The sequence below is a fragment of the Bacteroides sp. 1_1_14 genome (assembly GCF_000162515.1).
GTDB classification, from domain to species: Bacteria; Bacteroidota; Bacteroidia; order Bacteroidales; family Bacteroidaceae; genus Bacteroides; species Bacteroides thetaiotaomicron.
On sequence record NZ_GG774708.1, the window covers coordinates 213,688 to 232,228 of the forward strand.

At 41.1% G+C, this 18,541-nt stretch carries 10 protein-coding genes and 2 pseudogenes; 9 read left to right on the forward strand and 3 right to left on the reverse strand.

The window, feature by feature from the left end:
• Nucleotides 1–142 precede the first annotated feature (142 nt).
• The 4 genes and pseudogenes from HMPREF9007_RS07430 to HMPREF9007_RS07415 all read left to right on the forward strand — a co-directional run bounded on the left by HMPREF9007_RS07430 (nt 143) and on the right by HMPREF9007_RS07415 (nt 5,856).
• Nucleotides 143–2,086, forward strand: coding sequence for a glycoside hydrolase family 97 protein (locus HMPREF9007_RS07430; protein WP_008762607.1), 1,944 nt, complete (start codon nt 143–145; stop codon nt 2,084–2,086).
• A gap of 171 nt (nt 2,087–2,257) precedes the next feature.
• Nucleotides 2,258–3,643 (forward strand): family 43 glycosylhydrolase, encoded by a 1,386-nt coding sequence (locus HMPREF9007_RS07425; RefSeq protein ID WP_008762608.1) that lies wholly within the window; start codon nt 2,258–2,260, stop codon nt 3,641–3,643.
• 169 nt (nt 3,644–3,812) lie between these two features.
• A pseudogene (locus HMPREF9007_RS07420) lies at nt 3,813–5,455 on the forward strand (alpha-L-fucosidase).
• Nucleotides 5,456–5,466: 11 nt separating this feature from the next.
• On the forward strand, nt 5,467–5,856 hold the full coding sequence (locus HMPREF9007_RS07415) for an L-rhamnose mutarotase (protein ID WP_008762609.1): 390 nt from the start codon (nt 5,467–5,469) through the stop codon (nt 5,854–5,856).
• Between the two features lie 73 nt (nt 5,857–5,929).
• Here HMPREF9007_RS07415 and HMPREF9007_RS07410 read toward each other — a convergent pair.
• Nucleotides 5,930–6,791, reverse strand: a pseudogene (locus HMPREF9007_RS07410) (AraC family transcriptional regulator).
• A 270-nt stretch (nt 6,792–7,061) separates the two neighbouring features.
• Between HMPREF9007_RS07410 and HMPREF9007_RS07405 the strand changes: the two are divergent.
• From HMPREF9007_RS07405 to HMPREF9007_RS07395, 3 genes are all read left to right on the forward strand, one after another.
• On the forward strand, nt 7,062–8,645 hold the full coding sequence (locus tag HMPREF9007_RS07405; RefSeq protein ID WP_032850601.1) for a glycoside hydrolase 43 family protein: 1,584 nt from the start codon (nt 7,062–7,064) through the stop codon (nt 8,643–8,645).
• 11 nt (nt 8,646–8,656) lie between these two features.
• Entirely contained in the window at nt 8,657–10,573 is a 1,917-nt protein-coding gene (locus HMPREF9007_RS07400; protein WP_008762611.1) for a glycoside hydrolase family 97 protein, read from the forward strand.
• A 108-nt stretch (nt 10,574–10,681) separates the two neighbouring features.
• Nucleotides 10,682–11,533 (forward strand): TonB family protein, encoded by an 852-nt coding sequence (locus tag HMPREF9007_RS07395; protein WP_008762612.1) that lies wholly within the window; start codon nt 10,682–10,684, stop codon nt 11,531–11,533.
• Between the two features lie 117 nt (nt 11,534–11,650).
• Here HMPREF9007_RS07395 and HMPREF9007_RS07390 read toward each other — a convergent pair whose 3' ends face one another.
• Both HMPREF9007_RS07390 and HMPREF9007_RS07385 read right to left on the reverse strand, forming a co-directional pair.
• On the reverse strand, nt 11,651–13,657 hold the full coding sequence (locus HMPREF9007_RS07390; RefSeq protein ID WP_008762613.1) for a glycoside hydrolase family 127 protein: 2,007 nt from the start codon (nt 13,655–13,657) through the stop codon (nt 11,651–11,653).
• Nucleotides 13,658–13,693: 36 nt separating this feature from the next.
• Nucleotides 13,694–14,695 (reverse strand): family 43 glycosylhydrolase, encoded by a 1,002-nt coding sequence (locus HMPREF9007_RS07385; RefSeq protein WP_008762614.1) that lies wholly within the window; start codon nt 14,693–14,695, stop codon nt 13,694–13,696.
• A gap of 386 nt (nt 14,696–15,081) precedes the next feature.
• On the opposite strand from HMPREF9007_RS07385, the gene HMPREF9007_RS07380 reads away from it, so the two are divergent.
• The gene (locus HMPREF9007_RS07380) at nt 15,082–16,497 is read left to right on the forward strand and encodes a DUF4419 domain-containing protein (protein ID WP_129593475.1); all 1,416 of its coding nucleotides are present in this window, start codon (nt 15,082–15,084) and stop codon (nt 16,495–16,497) included.
• Nucleotides 16,494–18,518, forward strand: coding sequence for a DUF2264 domain-containing protein (locus HMPREF9007_RS07375; protein WP_022472057.1), 2,025 nt, complete (start codon nt 16,494–16,496; stop codon nt 18,516–18,518). Before HMPREF9007_RS07380 ends, HMPREF9007_RS07375 begins: the two co-directional genes overlap by 4 nt.
• Nucleotides 18,519–18,541 lie beyond the last annotated feature (23 nt).

An 18,541-nucleotide genomic window follows, 5' to 3' on the forward strand; every position in this document is an offset into this window, starting at 1 on the left:
TTCGGGAGGGAATGTCTGCATATCAATCAAAAAAGGGGGGAAATCATGCAAACGATGAAAGTTTGTATGCGAATATAATTATATTCCCTATTTTTGCTTTTGTTACAATGAGGACATTTAATCATAAAAGAAAAATAATATTATGAAGAAACTTGTAAGCACTTTGACAGCGATTCTTGGTATAAGCACTCTTGCAGCACAGGATGTGGTTGTAAAAGGACCGGACGAAAAGTTGCAGTTGGCGGTATTTGTGCAGAACGAGACGAAGCCTTGTTATTCTGTGAGTTACAACGGAAAGACGATGTTGGAAAAGTCTCCTTTAGGCATGAATACCAATATCGGTGATTTTACGAAGAATCTTAAACTGACCGGACATTCCGTCGACAAGATCGATACTGTTTATCAACAGACACGTATCAAAGTTTCCAACGTACATTACCGTGCCAATGAACTGACTTGTCATTTAGAGAATGAGCAGGGACAAAAGCTGGGAGTTATTTTTCGGGTGAGTGATAATGATGTGGCTTTCCGCTATACTTTGCCGCATCAGGGAGGAAAAGCGAGTGTGACGGTGAAGGAAGAACAAACAGGTTTCCGCTTTCCGGAGCAGACTACTACTTTCTTGTGTCCGCAGAGCGATGCGATGATTGGCTGGAAACGTACGAAACCCAGTTATGAAGAAGAATATAAAGCGGATGCGCCGATGAGCGACCGTTCGCAGTACGGACATGGGTATACGTTCCCTTGTTTGTTTCGTATAGGAAATGACGGTTGGGTGCTGGTCAGCGAGACGGGTGTGGACAGTCGTTATTGCGGTTCACGTTTGAGTGATGTGAGTGAAGGGAATTTATATACGGTCGCCTTTCCGATGGCGGAAGAAAATAATGGAAACGGAACGGTCGCTCCTGCTTTTGCACTGCCCGGCGCTACTCCGTGGCGTACCATCACAGTGGGAGATCATCTGAAGCCGATTGTAGAAACAACCATTCCGTGGGATGTGGTAAGCCCGCTTTATGAAACAAAACATGATTATCGTTTCGGGCGTGGCACGTGGAGCTGGATTCTTTGGCAGGACGGTAGTATCAACTATGATGATCAGGTACGTTACATTGATTTTGCTTCGGCTATGGGATATGAGTATGCGTTGATCGATAACTGGTGGGATACCAGAATCGGGCATCAGCGTATGAAGTCGCTGGTTGAGTATGCACGCGATAAAGGTGTCGAGTTGTTCTTGTGGTATAGTTCTTCCGGCTATTGGAATGACATTGAACAGGGACCGGTGAACCGAATGGATAATGCAATCATTCGTAAACGTGAAATGAAATGGCTGCAAAGTCTCGGTGTGAAGGGAATCAAGGTTGATTTCTTCGGCGGTGACAAGCAGGAGACAATGCGGCTGTATGAAGATATTCTGAGTGATGCGGACGATCACGGATTGATGGTGATTTTCCACGGTTGCACATTACCTCGCGGATGGGAGCGTATGTATCCGAATTATGTGGGCAGTGAAGCAGTGCTGGCTTCGGAAAATATGGTGTTCAATCAGCATTTCTGTGATGAGGAAGCGTTCAATACTTGCCTGCATCCGTTTATCCGCAATACGGTGGGATCGATGGAGTTTGGCGGCTGCTTTCTGAATAAGCGCCTGAACCGTAATAACGACGGCGGTACGACACGCCGGACTACGGACGTGTTCCAGTTGGCGACTACCGTTCTCTTTCAGAATCCGGTTCAGAACTTTGCACTGGCTCCTAACAATCTGAAAGATGTTCCGGCTGTTTGCATGGACTTTATGAAGCGGGTGCCCACAACGTGGGATGAGACACGGTTTGTCGATGGCTATCCGGGGAAGTATGTGGTGTTGGCCCGTCGTCAGGGAGATACCTGGTATCTGGCGGCTGTAAATGCCGGCAAAGAACCGCTGAAACTAAAACTGGATTTGGAAATGTTTGCCGGAAAGACGGTGGCTCTTTATAAGGATGATAAAAAGGGAGAACCGGAGTTAACGTCACTGAAAGTGAAGGAAAACGGTAAGGTGCAGTTGGAAATCCGCCCTCAAGGAGGTATTCTTTGTATAAAGTAGCCTGTCAATATGGTTTATTTGTAAATGCTGTTACTTTAAATATCGGTATTGTCTTATCGTAAATCGTATTTATCCTATTAAACTTACCAGAAAAAAAGTACGTTTGCATTGTCTTATTCAACTGTAATTTTTGTATGAATCAGGCATTAACTTTGGATAATAGATAATAGTATGCAAAAACAGATCTTTTTTAGTTTTGTGCTGGTAATGATGTTGTTAGGGAAAGTGAAAGCTCAGCACAATAATCCTTTTGGCAATGCATTGATTCCGGATATGATTGCCGATGCGAGTATTCAGGAAATTAATGGTGTCTTTTATTGCTATGCCACTACTGATGGCTATGGGCAGGGACTTAAAACATCAGGCCCTCCGGTAGTATGGAAATCAAAAGACTTTGTACACTGGAGTTTTGATGGAACTTACTTCCCTTCGGCTGCAAAGGAGAAGTATTGGGCTCCTAGTAAAGCAATTTTTGCTAATGGTAAATATTATATATATCCCACTATCAATGGGTATATGTATCCTGCTGTAGCTGATAAGCCTGAAGGACCGTTTAAACTGGCACGTGGGAAAGACGAATTCTATAAGCCTTTTACTCCTTCTACTTTATTGCAGAGTAAGAATCCGGGCGGGATTGATGCTGAAATCTTTGTTGACGACGATGGGCAGGCTTATGTGTTTTGGGGACGAAGGCATGTAGCCAAACTCAACGAGGATATGATTACGGTGGATTCTGTAGTACAGGTAATTTCTACTCCTCGCAAGGAGTACTCTGAGGGACCTATCTTTTTCAAACGTAAAGGAATATATTATTATTTGTACACTATCGGAGGGGATGAGAAATATCAATATGCGTATGTAATGAGCCGGGTTTCCCCTATGGGACCTTTTGAAGCTCCTGAACAGGATATAATATCTACTACCAATTATGAACGGGGAATCTTCGGACCGGGACATGGTTGTGTCTTTCATCCTGAGGGTACGGATAATTATTATTTCGCATATTTAGAGTTTGGCAGGCGAAGTACAAACCGTCAGACATATGTGAATCAACTGAAATTTAATGAAGACGGTACGATTCGCCCTGTCGAACTAACAATGGATGGAGTGGGGGCATTGAAGAAGGTGAAATCAGATAAAAAAATGAAAATAGATACAGTTTATGCGTCTAGTATTGAAGTGCCGTTGAAGATTGAACCGATGAAAGACCCGACATGTCTGCGGACAGAATATTTTGTTCCTTCTTTTGCGGTGGACGGGGCAAATGGTTCCCGATGGATGGCTGCTGCCGAAGATAGTATTAATCCATGGATTGTGGCAGATTTGGGTACTGTAAAGAAGGTCAGACGCAGTGAAATTTATTTTGTACGCCCTACTGCCGGACATGCTTATGTTATTGAAGCATCGATAGATGGAAAAGTCTGGCAAGAGTTCGCTGTCCATCAAGATAGGAAGATGTGTTCACCACATACCGATGTCTTGAATAAAAGGTTCCGTTATCTGAGAATTAAAATCCTAAAAGGAGTCCCCGGTATCTGGGAATGGAATATTTATTAATAAGCCAAAGAGGAAGATGGCAATATGAGAACTGTATGGACAGTAATCAGCTATATGCTTTCCTGATTACGATAGATGTCGATATTGTCTTATCGTAGATCGTATTCATCCTATTAATGTCTACTAAAAAAGCAGTACGTTTGTAATCAATAATTCAATCGTAATATTTATGAAAACAAAAAAACTACTGTTACTGTCTTTATTGTTCGTGGCGGGGACTTTATCTGCTCAAAATTATCAAGTTCCTGTCTCGGAACAAGATGAACCTATGATGCAAGGAAAATTCCAACCTACTTGGGAGTCATTGTCTAATTATAAAGTACCGGAATGGTTCAGAAATGTAAAGTTTGGTATTTGGGCTCATTGGGGACCTCAATGCGTGGAAGGAAGCGGTGATTGGATGGCTCGTCATTTGTATATGGAAAATTCACGAGAATATCGGCATCATGTAGCGAATTACGGTCATCCTTCTGAATTTGGCTTTAAAGATATTATTCCGTTATGGAAGGCTGAAAAATGGAATCCTGATAAGTTGGTTGCATTCTATAAAAAAATAGGTGCTCAGTATTTTTTGCTTTGGGTAACCATCATGATAACATGGACCTTTGGGATAGTAAATACCAACCATGGAACTCTGTCAATATGGGACCAGAAAAAGATATATTGAAAGGATGGGAGAAAGCAGCGCGTAAACATGGACTTTATTTTGGCGTCAGCCTGCATGCTGATCATGCCTGGAGTTGGTATGAAACAGCTCAAAGACATGATACTCAAGGACCTAAAAAAGGTGTCCCATATGATGGGAAATTAACGAAAGCTGATGGCAAGGGAAAATGGTGGGAAGGATATGATCCTCAGGATTTGTATGCTCAGAATCATCCGTTGAGTCAGAATAGTTGGGATAATGGTGCAATTCACAGGCAATGGGCATGGGGAAATGGAGTTTGTTTGCCGACACAGGAGTATTGTACTAATTTCTATAACCGTACACTTGATGTAATAAACCGCTATAATCCGGATTTATTATATTTTGATGTAACAGTGGCACCTTTTTATCCTATAAGTGATGCAGGTTTAAAGATTGCTGCTCATTTCTATAATCATAATATGTCTACGCAAAAGGGTAAATTGAATGCTGTAATGTTTGGTAAGATGCTTGATGCTGATCAACGTAAAGCCTTGGTATGGGATGTAGAACGTGGAGCTCCAAATAAAATAATAGATGAATCCTGGCAGTCATGTTCGTGCCTTGGCGGATGGCACTACAGTACGTCTGTATATGATAATAACCAATATAAGTCAGCATCTGACGTTGTAAAATTATTAGTTGATATTGTCAGCAAAAATGGTAACTTGCTCTTAAGTGTTCCGTTGCGTGCAGATGGAACTTTTGATGAAAAAGAAGAAAAAATATTGAATGAATTTGGTGCTTGGATGAACATTAATAAAGAAGCAATCTATGATACACGTCCTTGGAAAGTATTTGGAGAGGGACCTATAGCGGAAGGAAATGTTCAACTTAAAGCACAGGGATTTAACGAAGGGGCCTATAGTAAAGCCGATGCAAAAGAAATACGTTTTACACAGACAGAGAAAAATCTGTATGCTACAGTCTTGGAATGGCCCGAAGATGGGAAAATATTAATTAAATCTTTAGCGGAAGGGAATGAACTATATCCCAATAAGATAAGTAAAGTTGAATTGCTTGGTTACGGAAAAGTACCTTTCTCACGTACAGATAAGGGACTTATTGTCAATATTCCAAATAAGTCATTGAAAAATATAGCTCCTGTTTTTAAGATTAGAAAATAGAAAGCACTGTCATGCCGCATATTCAGGGATACAAAATGAAAGAGTATGACATACCGACGAAGAGGTATTGCCAAACTTTAAGCTTGAAAAATGATCCGATGCTGATTGAAGAGTATCGTAAGATACATAGTGAAGAAAAAGCTTGGCCGGAAATTAGAGCGGGAATTCGTGCTGTAGGCATTTTGGAAATGGAAATTTATATATTGGGATCACAACTCTTTATGATTATAGAAACTCCGCTTGACTTTGACTGGGAGATAGCTATGGATAAATTATCTCATCTTCCGCGACAGGCTGACTGGGAAAAGTATGTATCCAGATTTCAAGAATGTTCGCCTTTGAACTCGTCTGCGGAGAAATGGAAATTGATGGAACGTATGTTTTATCTTTATGAAGATTAGTTGAGACTATGTAATCGTTTACTATTTGTTAATGAAAAAAGGAATAGCACCTTCTACGCTATTCCTTTTTTCATTAAGAATGATAAGAGGTACGATATTCTTGGGGAGTAACGCCGGTGATTTTTTTGAATAACCTGTTGAAGTATGAATAATCTTCAAATGCTAGATTTAATGCAACATTTTTGATTGACATATCATCGGTTATTAATATGAGCTGAGCTTTCTCTATTTTTTTTGCGGATAATATATCTTAAAGGTGTATCTCCTGTCTCTTTTTTGAATAGGCGAATAAAATGGTCTTTTGATAAGCCGGATTTCTCTGCTAATACTCCTAATTCAATAGTTTCATTTATGTGCTTACGGATGTAGTGGATGGCTTCTTCTATCCGGTTATCTTTTAATACCATTTTTATTTGAGCTCTTTGTAGAAATCGTGCTAGCAATTGGTATACAATACCTCTTGACTCTACTTTTTCGGATAATGTTCGTTGTTTGTTTTTTAGCAGATTCTGTATAAGTGTGTAATTGTTATCGTAAGAAGTAGGGTCTGACTTCTGTAAGGTCATATGTGGATTTATAGCGCAGAGCCGCTGAAATAATGCCAAATCTAGTTCGGTAGCAGGTATTTCTATTGGAAAATCCCAATTGTCCAGTAAGTTGTTGTCTGACTGGTGTTCTTCATAGATATGCAGATAATAGTGGGAGAAATAAGAGTTGCAGATATAGCTATGTTTGGTAAACGCTGGAATAAAATACATGTGGTTGGCTTTTAAAATCTGGATTTTACCTGATATTAAGATTTGTGCCGTACCTTCTGTCACATAGTATAAACGTGTGAAAGGACTACTGACATTTTTCCAGTTCCAGTCGGCATTATGAATAGCCAAACCTATGTTCAATACAAGCGGGTGCAATTTATCGACGAATGATGCCATAGTATACAGGTTTTATTAATGTAGAGATAAAGATAAATAAAAATAGATATTACTCTTTTGATATCGATAATTTTAAATAAAATGTCGATATTGTTTTATGATTAATTCCGCTATAGCTGTTTATGTCGATATTATATTATTCTAAATCGTATTAATCCTATAATATAAGCTATTGATTTGCTACATTTGTGGTATATTATTTGAAAGAGATTGAGAATAAAAAGAATTCAGGATAATCCTGTAACACAGTGTATGAATATAAGAAAGAATATGAAAACCAACACATGTATTGTAGTATTGATTTTTACTTTATTAACAGTAAATGTATTTGCACAGAATGATTACAAGTGGGGAGAATGGACAACTTGGGGCGATCAGGAAGATGGCACCTATTGTAATCCTGTCCTTCCTTCCGATTACAGTGACATTGATTGTATTCGTGTGGGGGATGATTATTATGCTATTTCTTCTACCTTTCAATATTCCCCAGGTATGGTGATCATACATTCCAAGGATTTGGTGAACTGGACGATTAAAGGTCATGTGGTTTCTGATCTGAGACAGATCAGTGAAGAAATGAACTGGACGCGTATGAATCGTTATGGCCGAGGTATTTGGGCAGGGGCAATTCGTTATTATCAGGGAAAATTCTATGTGTATTTCGGTACACCGGATGAAGGTTATTTTATGTCGACAGCTACCGATCCTGCGGGACCGTGGGAACCGTTGCACTGTGTAAAAGCAGAAAAGGGATGGGATGACTGTTGTCCTTTCTTTGACGATGACGGGCAACTATATTTTGTAGGTACCTATTTTGCTGATAAATACAAAACTTACCTGTATCGGATGACACCTGATGGGAAGACCTTGATCGAAAACTCTAAAATATTAATTAATGAGGGGTATGGTCGCGAGGCAAGTAAACTTTATAAAATCAACGGAACATATTATCATTTTTTCAGTGAAGTTAAAAATGGCGGTAGATATATCATGATGCAACGTTCTTCTTCAATTACAGGACCGTATCTTGAAAGGAAACAATTAAGTCATGTACAGCGTGAATATAATGAGCCTAATCAAGGCGGACTTGTTGAAGGTCCTGACAGGAAGTGGTATTTCTTTACCCACCATGGTACGGGTGACTGGGCAGGTCGGATTGCTAGTCTGCTACCGGTATATTGGGTCGATGGTTGGCCGATTATTGGTGAGGTTGGGCAGGATGGCATTGGCACAATGGTATGGCAAGCGGCCAAGCCTTCCAATGAGTATCCGGTTCGGACTCCACAATCATCTGATGATTTTAGCAAGTCGGTACTTTCTCCTCAATGGGAATGGAACTACCAGCCCCGGGACGAGATGTGGTCATTGACGGAAAGACCAGGCTATTTGCGGTTAAAAGCTTTTCGTCCATTAGTCACGGATAATTTGCTGAAAGCGGGAAATACCTTGACTCAGCGTTGTTTTCGTACAAACAAAAATGAAGTTATTGTAAAAATGAACATTGAGGGCATGGTTGACGGACAGAAAGCCGGACTGTGTCATTACTCTAAGAGTTATGCCATGGTGGGGGTACGCCAGTCCGGCAAAGACCGGAATCTGGAATTCCAGACCAATAAAGAGAAAATCACAGGTCCTGCGATAAAGGGAAACAAGGTGTGGATTAAATCTGTATGGGGGCTGGATGGAAAAAGCCAATTTTCATATAGTACAGATGGCAGGAAGTTTACCCCGTTCGGAGAGGTATATCAACTTGAATGGGGATATTACCGGGGAAGCCGCATTGGGATTTACTGTTTTAATAATATAGCGGATGCGGGGTATATCGATGTGGATGAGTTTATTTATTTATATTAACTGTTTAGTGTATGAAACATTCCTTTAATTGTTTAAGTTATGAATTACTGCTTTATGTGCTCATTTGTATTCCATTCTGTTCTTGTTCTCAAAAAGATACAGGTGTGATTTCTCCTAATGGGAAGATATGTCTTTCTGTTGAAATAAAGGAAGATACTGAAAAAGACGGTTTTGGCAAAGTCTTTTTTAATGTAGAGTACAAAGATGGTAAAACTTCCAGAAGGGTTCTATCTGATACCCGAATTGGCTTGGAAACCCAGCTTATGTCATTTACCGATAACATCAGGTTGAAATCTGTGTCCGGTACTAAACTAATTGAAGATGATTATGTGATGCTTACCGGTAAAAGAAGTCATTGTCAGAATAGAGGAAATGAAAGGATATTTCGGTTTGAGAATGAGAAGGCAGAAACCTTAGATATCGTTTTCAGGGCTTACGATGACGGGATTGTATTTCGATATAGCTTACCATCTGTTCAAGATAAGGATAGTCTGACATCTGAACATACAGCTTACTATATTCCAGAAGGAACGAAAAGATGGATACAGAATTATTCTGTTGGTTATGAAGGTTTCTATCCATTGAAAACCAGAGCAGAAAGAGGCAAAGACAATATGTGGGGCTATCCATTACTTTTGGAACCAGCCGATTCATTGTTTGTGTTGATAACTGAGGCCAATATACTTCGTGGACATAGTGGTTCCAGATTGTATAATGGAAATGATATGAATCAATATCAAGTGCGGATGACAGATGATAAATTAGCCTTGGGTGATTCATTCACATCGCCATGGAGAGTTCTTATGATAGGTTCTTTGTCTGATGTTGTAGAATCTACTTTAGTGACAGATGTCTCTGAACCTAACAAAATTTCTGATACAAGTTGGATTATGCCGGGCTCTGCATCATGGGTATACTGGGCGCATAATCATGGTTCCAAAAATTTCAAGATTGTAAAAGACTACATTGACTTGGCTGTTGATATGAAGTGGCCATATAGTCTGATAGATGCGGAATGGAATGAAATGTCAAACGGTGGAGATATTGAAGATTTGATAACCTATTCTCTTAGTCGAAATATAAAGCCTATGATTTGGTATAATTCGTCAACTGCTTGGATGGGGCCGGGTCCTCTTTACCGCTTGAATAGTAAGGAAAACAGAATAAAGGAATATACTTGGCTTCAAAAGTCAGGTGTAGTAGGGGTTAAGATTGATTTTTTTCCTGATGATTATTCGTCTAATATGGATTATTATATTGATTTGCTGGAAGATGCAGCTAAATATAAATTAATGGTCAATTTTCATGGAGCTACTATTCCTCGTGGATGGCAAAGGACTTATCCTCATCTGATGACTATGGAAGCCGTTTATGGGGCAGAGTGGTATAACAATAAGCCAATACTTACAGATCGTGCTGCTGAACATAATGTAACATTGCCATTTACCAGAAATGTCATTGGCTCAATGGATTATACACCTGGTACATTCTCTAATTCCCAACATCCTCATATCACTACTTGTGGGCATGAACTAGCTTTGTCTGTTGTGTTTGAGTCAGCATTGCAGCATATGCCTGATAGGCCGGAGGTGTACAGTTCATTACCTCGAAAAGTAAGAGAATTCCTTTCGGGATTACCTACTGCTTGGGATGATACAAAACTGTTGTGTGGCTATCCGGGTACTGACATCGTACTGGCACGACGTAAGGGAGATGTATGGTATATTGGAGGATTGAACGGAACTAACGAGAATAAAACTCTTTCTTTTTCATTGGTTCCTCTGCAAGTTGAAGGAAAAACGATGGATGTATTTAAGGATGGGGTGGACGATAAGAGTTTTGCCATCGAAGAAAACATCCAGTTATCAAACGATAAAATGGATATGTCATGTCTTCCTCGTGGAGGATTTGTGGCAGTAATAAAGTAAGGATAATAAGTAAATAGACATCTGTGAAAAAGAAATAGACAAATCATGCTGTGTTTCAATAAAAATGCACTATCTTGCGGTATTGTTTAACCTTAAAATATGATAGCCATGAACACAAAATTATTCGGTTTGTTTATCGCATTGTTGGTATGCCTGCCTTCGCTTGCCCAACAAAAGCCTGTAGAGAAGGTAGATAGTGATGGAGTTTATCTGATGCCCGATCAAATGCCGGAGTTTCCGGGCGGGATGCAGGCGATGATGAAGTTTTTGACTACAAATATTAAGTATCCTGTAGAAGCACAGAAGAAAGGCGTTTCCGGTCGTGTGATCGTACAGTTTGTCATAATGGAAGACGGAACATTGGATCAGGCTAAAGTTGTAAGAGGAGTCGATCCCTTGCTGGACGAAGAAGCCTTGCGCGTAGTGAAATTAATGCCGAAATGGAAACCGGGAATAGATAGAGGCGAGGCAGTGAAAGTACGTTTTACAGCTCCGATAATGTTTAATCTGTCCAGACCGGATGCACAGAGACCTACTTTTCCCGAACTTGTAGTACCTATCGGACAAGAAGTGGAAAACAGGTCTTTGCAAGGAGTATGGCAGAGTTGTGTTGTGCAACCGGGCGAACATGGATATAAAATTCTGTTATTGCCTGTTATAAAGATCATATCGCCTGATCAGACATTCATGAATATAATGACAGCCGGTATGAACGGCAGGTCAAATGCCATCATCTATTGTCAGGGAGAGTACAGTTTGCCATCGGATGGCACTTACGTGGAGATGGTGGAAAAATCGGTTGATCCGGTTTTTATACAAGGAGTAAAGAATGAAATCAGTGTGGAACGATTGCATGATAATCTGATTAAGTTGTCTTTTACGGTTCCGGGACAGGGAAGAAAAGTGACGGAATATTGGTTCCGGGCCCCTTCGCCGGATGTGAAGATAATGGCTAATTGATATTTTAGGCACGGATTTCACGGATTACACGGTCTTAATGAATAAAAGCCGTGTTCATCCGTGAAATCCGTGCCTAAAAAGCTCTCTGTACTTTCTTATCTTCGACTCAGCTTATTATTAATTCTTAAAGAATCCGTTATCTTCCCATTGTCCCGCTTTCTGTGGCTGTGCCGACGTGGCGCTTACATCGATAGGCAGCCATACTTCCATGTCGCCTTCGCCCCGATGTGCCCAGGCATAATAGGGTATCAATGTGAGTTCTACGTCTTTAGTTACCAGTTTTCCTGCTTTGTCATAACTTAATGCCTGCGCATCGGTCGTTATCTGACGGATGCCGTAAAGTAACTCCGGTTTGTCTGTTACCTTGAATTGCGGATGTTGGTTGAGAAGTATGCTGTGGACGTTGAATCTGTTGTCCGGCCATTCTGCGCAATAAACGATGGGGCCGCGTTCAACGGCAACACGTCCGTGATCGGCTTCTACTTTGGGATTTGCCTTTACTATTCGGGGGATCATGTCGAAATGTACTTCTACCACATCTCCCTTTTTCCATTTGCGGGCGATGCTGAGGTAGCCATCATTGACATCGCTTTCTACTGTCTGTCCGTTTACGGATACTTGGTAGGCAGGTTTCTGATTGTCGGCGTAAGAATACAGGTCACTGGGAAGTACATTGCCACGTACCCAGCCGGGGATACGGAGTTTCATGGTGAAGTCCTGATTGCCCTGCGTTATTTTCAGGCGGATGTCCCCATTCCAGGGATAGCCGGTTTCTTGTTCCAGCAGAATCTTTTTCTTGTCTACCTTTAGCTCGGCTTTGTTGGAAAGATAAAGGTTCACGTATACCTGATCGTTCTTCACGGCATATACATATCCCGGTAATGACGGAATGAAACGGCTGACGTTTGAAGGGCAGCAGGCGCAGCCGAACCAAGGTTTGCGGCTGTATTTTCCGTTAGAAGACAGCGGGTTGGGGTAGAAGAAAGAACCTCCGTCCAGTGATACGCCCGATATCAGACCGTTGTATAGTGTGCGTTCCAAGACATCGAAATATTTGGCGTCTCCGTGCAGCAGGAAAAGACGGTAGTTCATGTATACATTGCCGATAGCGGCGCAGGTTTCACAATAAGCGGACTGGTTGGGCAGCTCGTAGTTGTTGCCGAATGCTTCGCCTGCATGGCGTGCACCGATACCTCCGGTTATATAAATCTTTTTAGAAACAATGTTGTCCCAAATCTTGTCTATCGCTTTGATGTAGCTGCTATCTCCAGTGATGGCTGCCACATCTGCCATGCCGGAGTACATATATACGGCACGTACGGCATGTCCTACGGCTTCATCCTGTTCTACCACAGGTTTGTGTGCCTGACTATAGGCGTCTTTCCGGCTGGTATATCCACGGGTATCCAGGAAGAACTTTGCCTGATCAAGATACTTTTTGTCTCCCGTCACCATGTATAGTTTGACTAAAGCCATTTCGGCTATCTGATGCCCTGGTACGTATTTCTTCTGTTGAGGGCCGTTGCCGATTTCGCGGCAGACACAGTCGGCATATTTAATGGCAATATTGAGGAAGTTTCGTTTTCCGGTAGCTTGATAATGTGCTACAGCTCCTTCTATCATGTGCCCGAGATTGTAGAACTCATGACTTAGGTTCTTTACCGCTACCCAACGCTCTTTTCCTGCCCAGTTGTGCGGGTGCTTCGGATTCATGGTGCGGGCTGTATAAAGGTAACCGTCCGGTTCCTGTGCTCCGGCAACGATGACGAGTACGCTGTCAATGTACTTTTGCAGTTTCTTGTCCGGATAGGTTTGCAGAGAGTAACTGGCTCCTTCTATTGTTTTGTATACATCGGTATCGTCGAAAGAGAAGCCCTCTACTTTGTAGGTATCGCTGGGATGTGCTGCCTTTACAAAGTTTTCGTAACGTCCCGTCTCTTCACATTTGCTGAATGCCAGAGGGATGGTTACTTCACGGCTTGCTTGAAGGCGCTGTCCCCAAAAGTTGTCCGTCACTTTAACGGAAGTAAAGGGAACAGGGTTTATAGGATATCCATGATTTATTTGCGCGCTGCCTGTTATGCAGATGCAGGTCAGGAATGTCGCAGTCAGAACGTTTTTCATCTTGGTATTATTTTAGTATGAATCTTTGTTGTGGTGTTATGGTGTCGGGATTACCTGTTTGATTGTTCCGTCCGGATTGAATTCCATCCGGTCAATACATACTTCGCGGTGCCAGCCCGGTCCGTCATTCAGATGGTTCTTGTTGATACGGTGGTATACGATATACCATTTGTCTTTTCCCGGTACTTGCAGGATAGAGTTGTGGGCAGGTCCGTAGATTTCTTCTTTTGGATTTTGAATGAGTACTATCGGGGCTTTGGCTACTTCGATCGGACCGAGTGGTGACTGGGCGGTACCATAAACAACGTGGTAGTTGGGGGAACCGGTGTCGTCTACAGACCAGAAGAAGTAGTAAACTCCTTTTCTATAAATAACGTAAGGAGCTTCACGGTATGCGTAAGTCTGCAAAGTCCCTCCTTTGGGAGTTAATACTACCGTTGTCTCTTCTTTGACGGACAGCATGTCGTCGTTGAGCTCGGCTCCTGCCATGTAACCGTTACCCCAATAGAGGTAGCTTTTGCCGGATACGGGGTCGGTGAATACATCCACATCAATCTGCTGTCCCCGTCCTGTGGGAGAAGAGGTGATGATAGGTTTGCCCAAATCAGTGAAAGGTCCGGTGGGGGAGTCGGCTACGGCAACTCCTATCTGCTTGCCTTTGTTGGTCGTCGGGTTGGCACTATAATAAAAGAAGTATTTATACTTCCCGTCTATCTTCTTTTCTTCAATGCAGGGAGCCCATGCGTTTCCGTTTGCCCAAGACACATTTTTGCCCATCTCCAGAATCACAGTCTCTTCTTTCCATGTCTTTAAATTCTTCGATGAAAAGACCTTAAAATAACTTCCGCCCCATCCCGGAAATCCGTCACTGGTGGGGTAAATATAATAGCGTTTTGTCTGATGAGAATACAGAACTTCGGGGTCGGCATGGAACCCCGGCAGAATAGGGTTACCGGATTTCTTATTTTGTGCCGTTACTTGTACTGCTCCGATGAGTAATAAGTGGAATAGAAAGATTTTGGTAAATAAATGCTTCATGATATTTATAATTAGATTTTTATTATAAGTACGACAAAGATAGAGGATCTACCTAAATAAAAAGATTATATATCCGTCAAATAGGGTTATATATCATTCAAACGGAAATGAAAATAAGAAAATACCTTTAAATAGACCTTGATGAATGAATATTGGAGCTTGTTTATTGCTTTCTTTAAAAAAGAATACTTACGTTTGGGAAAATGGTTGGAGAGTATGTTGGTATTAAATAAATTTGTTTTTCGAAAATAGGTTATTTTGAGATAAAAAGGTCATTATGAATTAAAATTAGATTTTAATGAATGAATATCAGACATACTTTTAGTTATTAGGCTTTACCTTTGCAAGACATAAAAACACACGATTACCATGAGAATCAAACTTGTATTATTTTTTGTTTTATCAGCATAACTGCGTTTGCTCAGAACGGAATAACCTTTGAAGTGGAAGAACTTTCAAAGCCGGAAATTTGGCTTTCGACAAGGTCATGCGATGATATTTATAAAGAGCTTATATTATCGGATGTCAAGTTATGGCTTGGCAAGGTAAAAAGAGAGAATATTAATATCATAGCAAAAAGTGAGGCTCCCGAATATTTAGTATCTTACAATTATAACTCCTTTTTCAATGGTATGTATCGGGCTTATGCAGATCATAGGCCGTTTGTTTTGTCACCGGACATGATTTGGTTGTTAATCAGTCAAGGTTTTGCACGGCATGTAGAAGCTAATAAAGAATCTATGAGGCATTATTTTGTAGATTATTCAGGTCAACAATCCCTGATAGTAATGGCAGATAAGCAATTGGATGATCCGACTGTAAAGTGGGAAGGAATTGTATCCGACTTTACCCAACAGATAAAAGAACAGGTAGGAGATGACTTGGTAGACTTGCTGACCTGTAACTTCTCGACAACAACCTCTCTGGAGAAAATGGTTTCCGAAGTAACAATCATGGAGACAATGAAACCTTATTTTGAGTTTTTGGTGATGCGTATTGTTTGCGGAATCCCACAAATAACGCTCGAAGGGACTCCCGAAGACTGGAAGAAGGTGCTGAAGAAAGCAAGGAAGCTAAAGAAATATGAACTGGAATGGTGGATATCCGAACTGGAACCTCTTTTAGAGGAGTTTGTAAAAGCGTCAAAAGGAAAAGTGGATAAGGACTTTTGGCGGAATATGTTTAAATATCACTCACAAAAACAATATGGAGCTCCTAATATAATAGATGGATGGATTGTCAAATTCTTCCCTTACGATAAGGATGGAGGACGAAACACATTGAAACAACTGGAAGGCACTAATTGTCTGCCGCAGGAGATAGTAAAGGTTGACATGACATACAAGGAAGTATATAATGATACCATCATAGAGACTCCTTTGGAACTTTGGGCTGGTTTTATAGGGTTGAAGCAAAACTTTGATAATTATGCTTTGCGACCCCAGATCGGTTGGATGGTGAGAAAGAAGGATGTGGGTGATAAAGAGTTTATGAAGAAGCTGGAAGCAGATGCGCAAACTGAAGGTATGGGGGCTGGTATTAGGATTAAGGTGAAAGAGTTTCCTGCGATCTTATTAAAACTCAAAGAAATAAAACAGTTAGAGATTTATTTTATAGATGAGATTGATATACCGGACGAATTCTCAAAAGTGAAAGTTGATGATTTGGAACTATACGGAAAGATAACTGAGGAGGGGATAGACCGCATTAAGAAAATGTTCCCCGGGATAGGACTTAAAATAAATAATACTGTGATAAATCGTAACCCTAATAGAAAACCTCTAATTATTTTCGAGGAATGAAAAGAAGAATTTTACAAGTTTTAGTGACAGGACTTCTGTCATTGTTTATTGTCCCGTCATTGGGATTATCAATCGCTGTTGCACAGGAAAACACTTTTACTGTTCAGCAGCCGGACTATCAGAAAAGCCCTTATACGGGAATGACACGGCATCATTGGATACAGGCAGGTGAATACCTGCTAAGAGGTGCGTTCAATTATATCCATTCTTTGGATGATCAAATGTATTTCCCGAAACAATTGGATAAAACATATCCAAAAAATGAAGGGCAAATCCCAGTAGCAAAACTGGAGGGACTGGCACGAACCTTGTTTGTAGCTGCTCCCCTTTTAAAAGAGAATCCGGAACTGGAAATGAATGGAGTGAAAGTGGCGGATTATTATCGCCATCAATTAATAAATATCTCCAACCCGAAAAGCAAGAGCTTTATTTCACATCGCCAGGGAGGACCGAGTCAAACGCTTCTGGAACTGGGCTCTTTGGCAATTTCTATGAAAGCTGCACAGGCTGTTTTGTGGGACCCGCTGACAAAAGCACAGAAAGATTCCCTTGCCGCTACCATGTTGAGTTATGGAGAAGGGCCGACTATCGGTTCTAACTGGATGTTCTTTAATGTGTTTATTTTGAGTTTTCTGAAAGATCAGGGATATGTGGTGAATGAGGGCTATCTGGAATCGAATCTGAAGAAACTTCTGGCACGTTATCGGGGCGAAGGTTGGTACAATGATGCGCCGGCTTATGATTATTACAGTGCATGGGCGTATCAGATCTATGGACCTATTTGGGCGGAAATGTTCGGAAAAAAGCAGTATCCTCAGTATGCCGCACAATTTCTGAAGAACCAACACGATATGGTTGACAATTATCCCTATATGTTTAGTGGAGAGGGTAAAATGAATATGTGGGGGCGAAGTATCTGTTATCGCTTTGCTGCCACTGCCCCTTTATCTTTGTATGAATACGGTGAAAGTGATGACGTAAATTACGGTTGGATGAGAAGAATTGCCTCTTCCACCTTGTTGCAATTCATGGAGAATCCGGAGTTCTTGGAGGATGGTATTCCGACAATGGGATTTTACGGGCCTTTTGCTCCGGCTGTTCAGATATACAGTTGCCGGGGAAGCGTTTATTGGTGTGGAAAGGCTTTTTTAAGTTTACTGTTGCCGGAGAGTGCGGATTTTTGGTCGGCTACAGAAAATAACGGCCCTTGGGAGAAAGTGTTTAAGAAAGGACAGGTATATAATAAGTTCCAGCCGGCAACAAATTTATTGATTACCAATTATCCGAACTGCGGGGGATCTGAAATGCGTTCGTGGTGTCATGAGACTGTGGCAAAAGACTGGCAGAAGTTCCGTAGTACGGAGAATTATAATAAACTGGCCTATCATACGGAGTTTCCCTGGATGGCTGACGGTAAGAATGGAGAAATCTCAATGAATTATGGGACGAAGAACAAGAACGGAGAATGGGAAGTGTTAAGACTTTATACGTTCAGAAGTTTTGAGGATGGAATTTATCGTCGTGATGCCGTACTCGAAACAGATAGTACTGTGAATTATCAGTTGGCAGACATTCCATTGCCGAATGGTATATTGCGGGTAGATAAGGTTTTGGTACCCGATTCGACGGAGATTTGTTTGGGGCATTACTCCCTGCCGTCTCTTGATGCGGAGATTCGTGAAACAGATCGCAAGGTAAACAAACAAAATGTTCCGGTACTTTCTAACGGCAAATATGAATTGGTGATGATACCATTAGCAGGCTGGAATAATAAGATAAATACTGTATATCCGGAGGGGGTGCATCCTGTTAGTAAGAAGTGTGCTTTGAGCATGATTACAGATCGGCTGGATGGTAGTAAAATCTACGTAACACTTCAGTTGTGGAAAAAAAAGATTGGAGAAAAAGGCTTTACTAAAAAAGAACTGAATCCGGTGAAGTCAGTCGAAGTGTCGGATGATAAAAAGCATGTTACCATTCGTTTGGCTACGGGAGAAACTAAGAAGATTTCGTTCGAGTAACTAACACAAAAACATTAAATATA

What these genes read in the sequence shown, in the direction of transcription:
- HMPREF9007_RS07430 (WP_008762607.1), top strand. Translation starts at nt 143, where the DNA reads ATGAAGAAACTTGTAAGCACTTTGACAGCGATTCTTGGTATAAGCACT.
- HMPREF9007_RS07425 (WP_008762608.1), top strand. Translation starts at nt 2,258, where the DNA reads ATGCAAAAACAGATCTTTTTTAGTTTTGTGCTGGTAATGATGTTGTTA.
- HMPREF9007_RS07415 (WP_008762609.1), top strand. Translation starts at nt 5,467, where the DNA reads ATGCCGCATATTCAGGGATACAAAATGAAAGAGTATGACATACCGACG.
- HMPREF9007_RS07405 (WP_032850601.1), top strand. Translation starts at nt 7,062, where the DNA reads ATGAAAACCAACACATGTATTGTAGTATTGATTTTTACTTTATTAACA.
- HMPREF9007_RS07400 (WP_008762611.1), top strand. Translation starts at nt 8,657, where the DNA reads ATGAAACATTCCTTTAATTGTTTAAGTTATGAATTACTGCTTTATGTG.
- HMPREF9007_RS07395 (WP_008762612.1), top strand. Translation starts at nt 10,682, where the DNA reads ATGAACACAAAATTATTCGGTTTGTTTATCGCATTGTTGGTATGCCTG.
- HMPREF9007_RS07390 (WP_008762613.1), bottom strand. Translation starts at nt 13,657, where the DNA reads ATGAAAAACGTTCTGACTGCGACATTCCTGACCTGCATCTGCATAACA.
- HMPREF9007_RS07385 (WP_008762614.1), bottom strand. Translation starts at nt 14,695, where the DNA reads ATGAAGCATTTATTTACCAAAATCTTTCTATTCCACTTATTACTCATC.
- HMPREF9007_RS07375 (WP_022472057.1), top strand. Translation starts at nt 16,494, where the DNA reads ATGAAAAGAAGAATTTTACAAGTTTTAGTGACAGGACTTCTGTCATTG.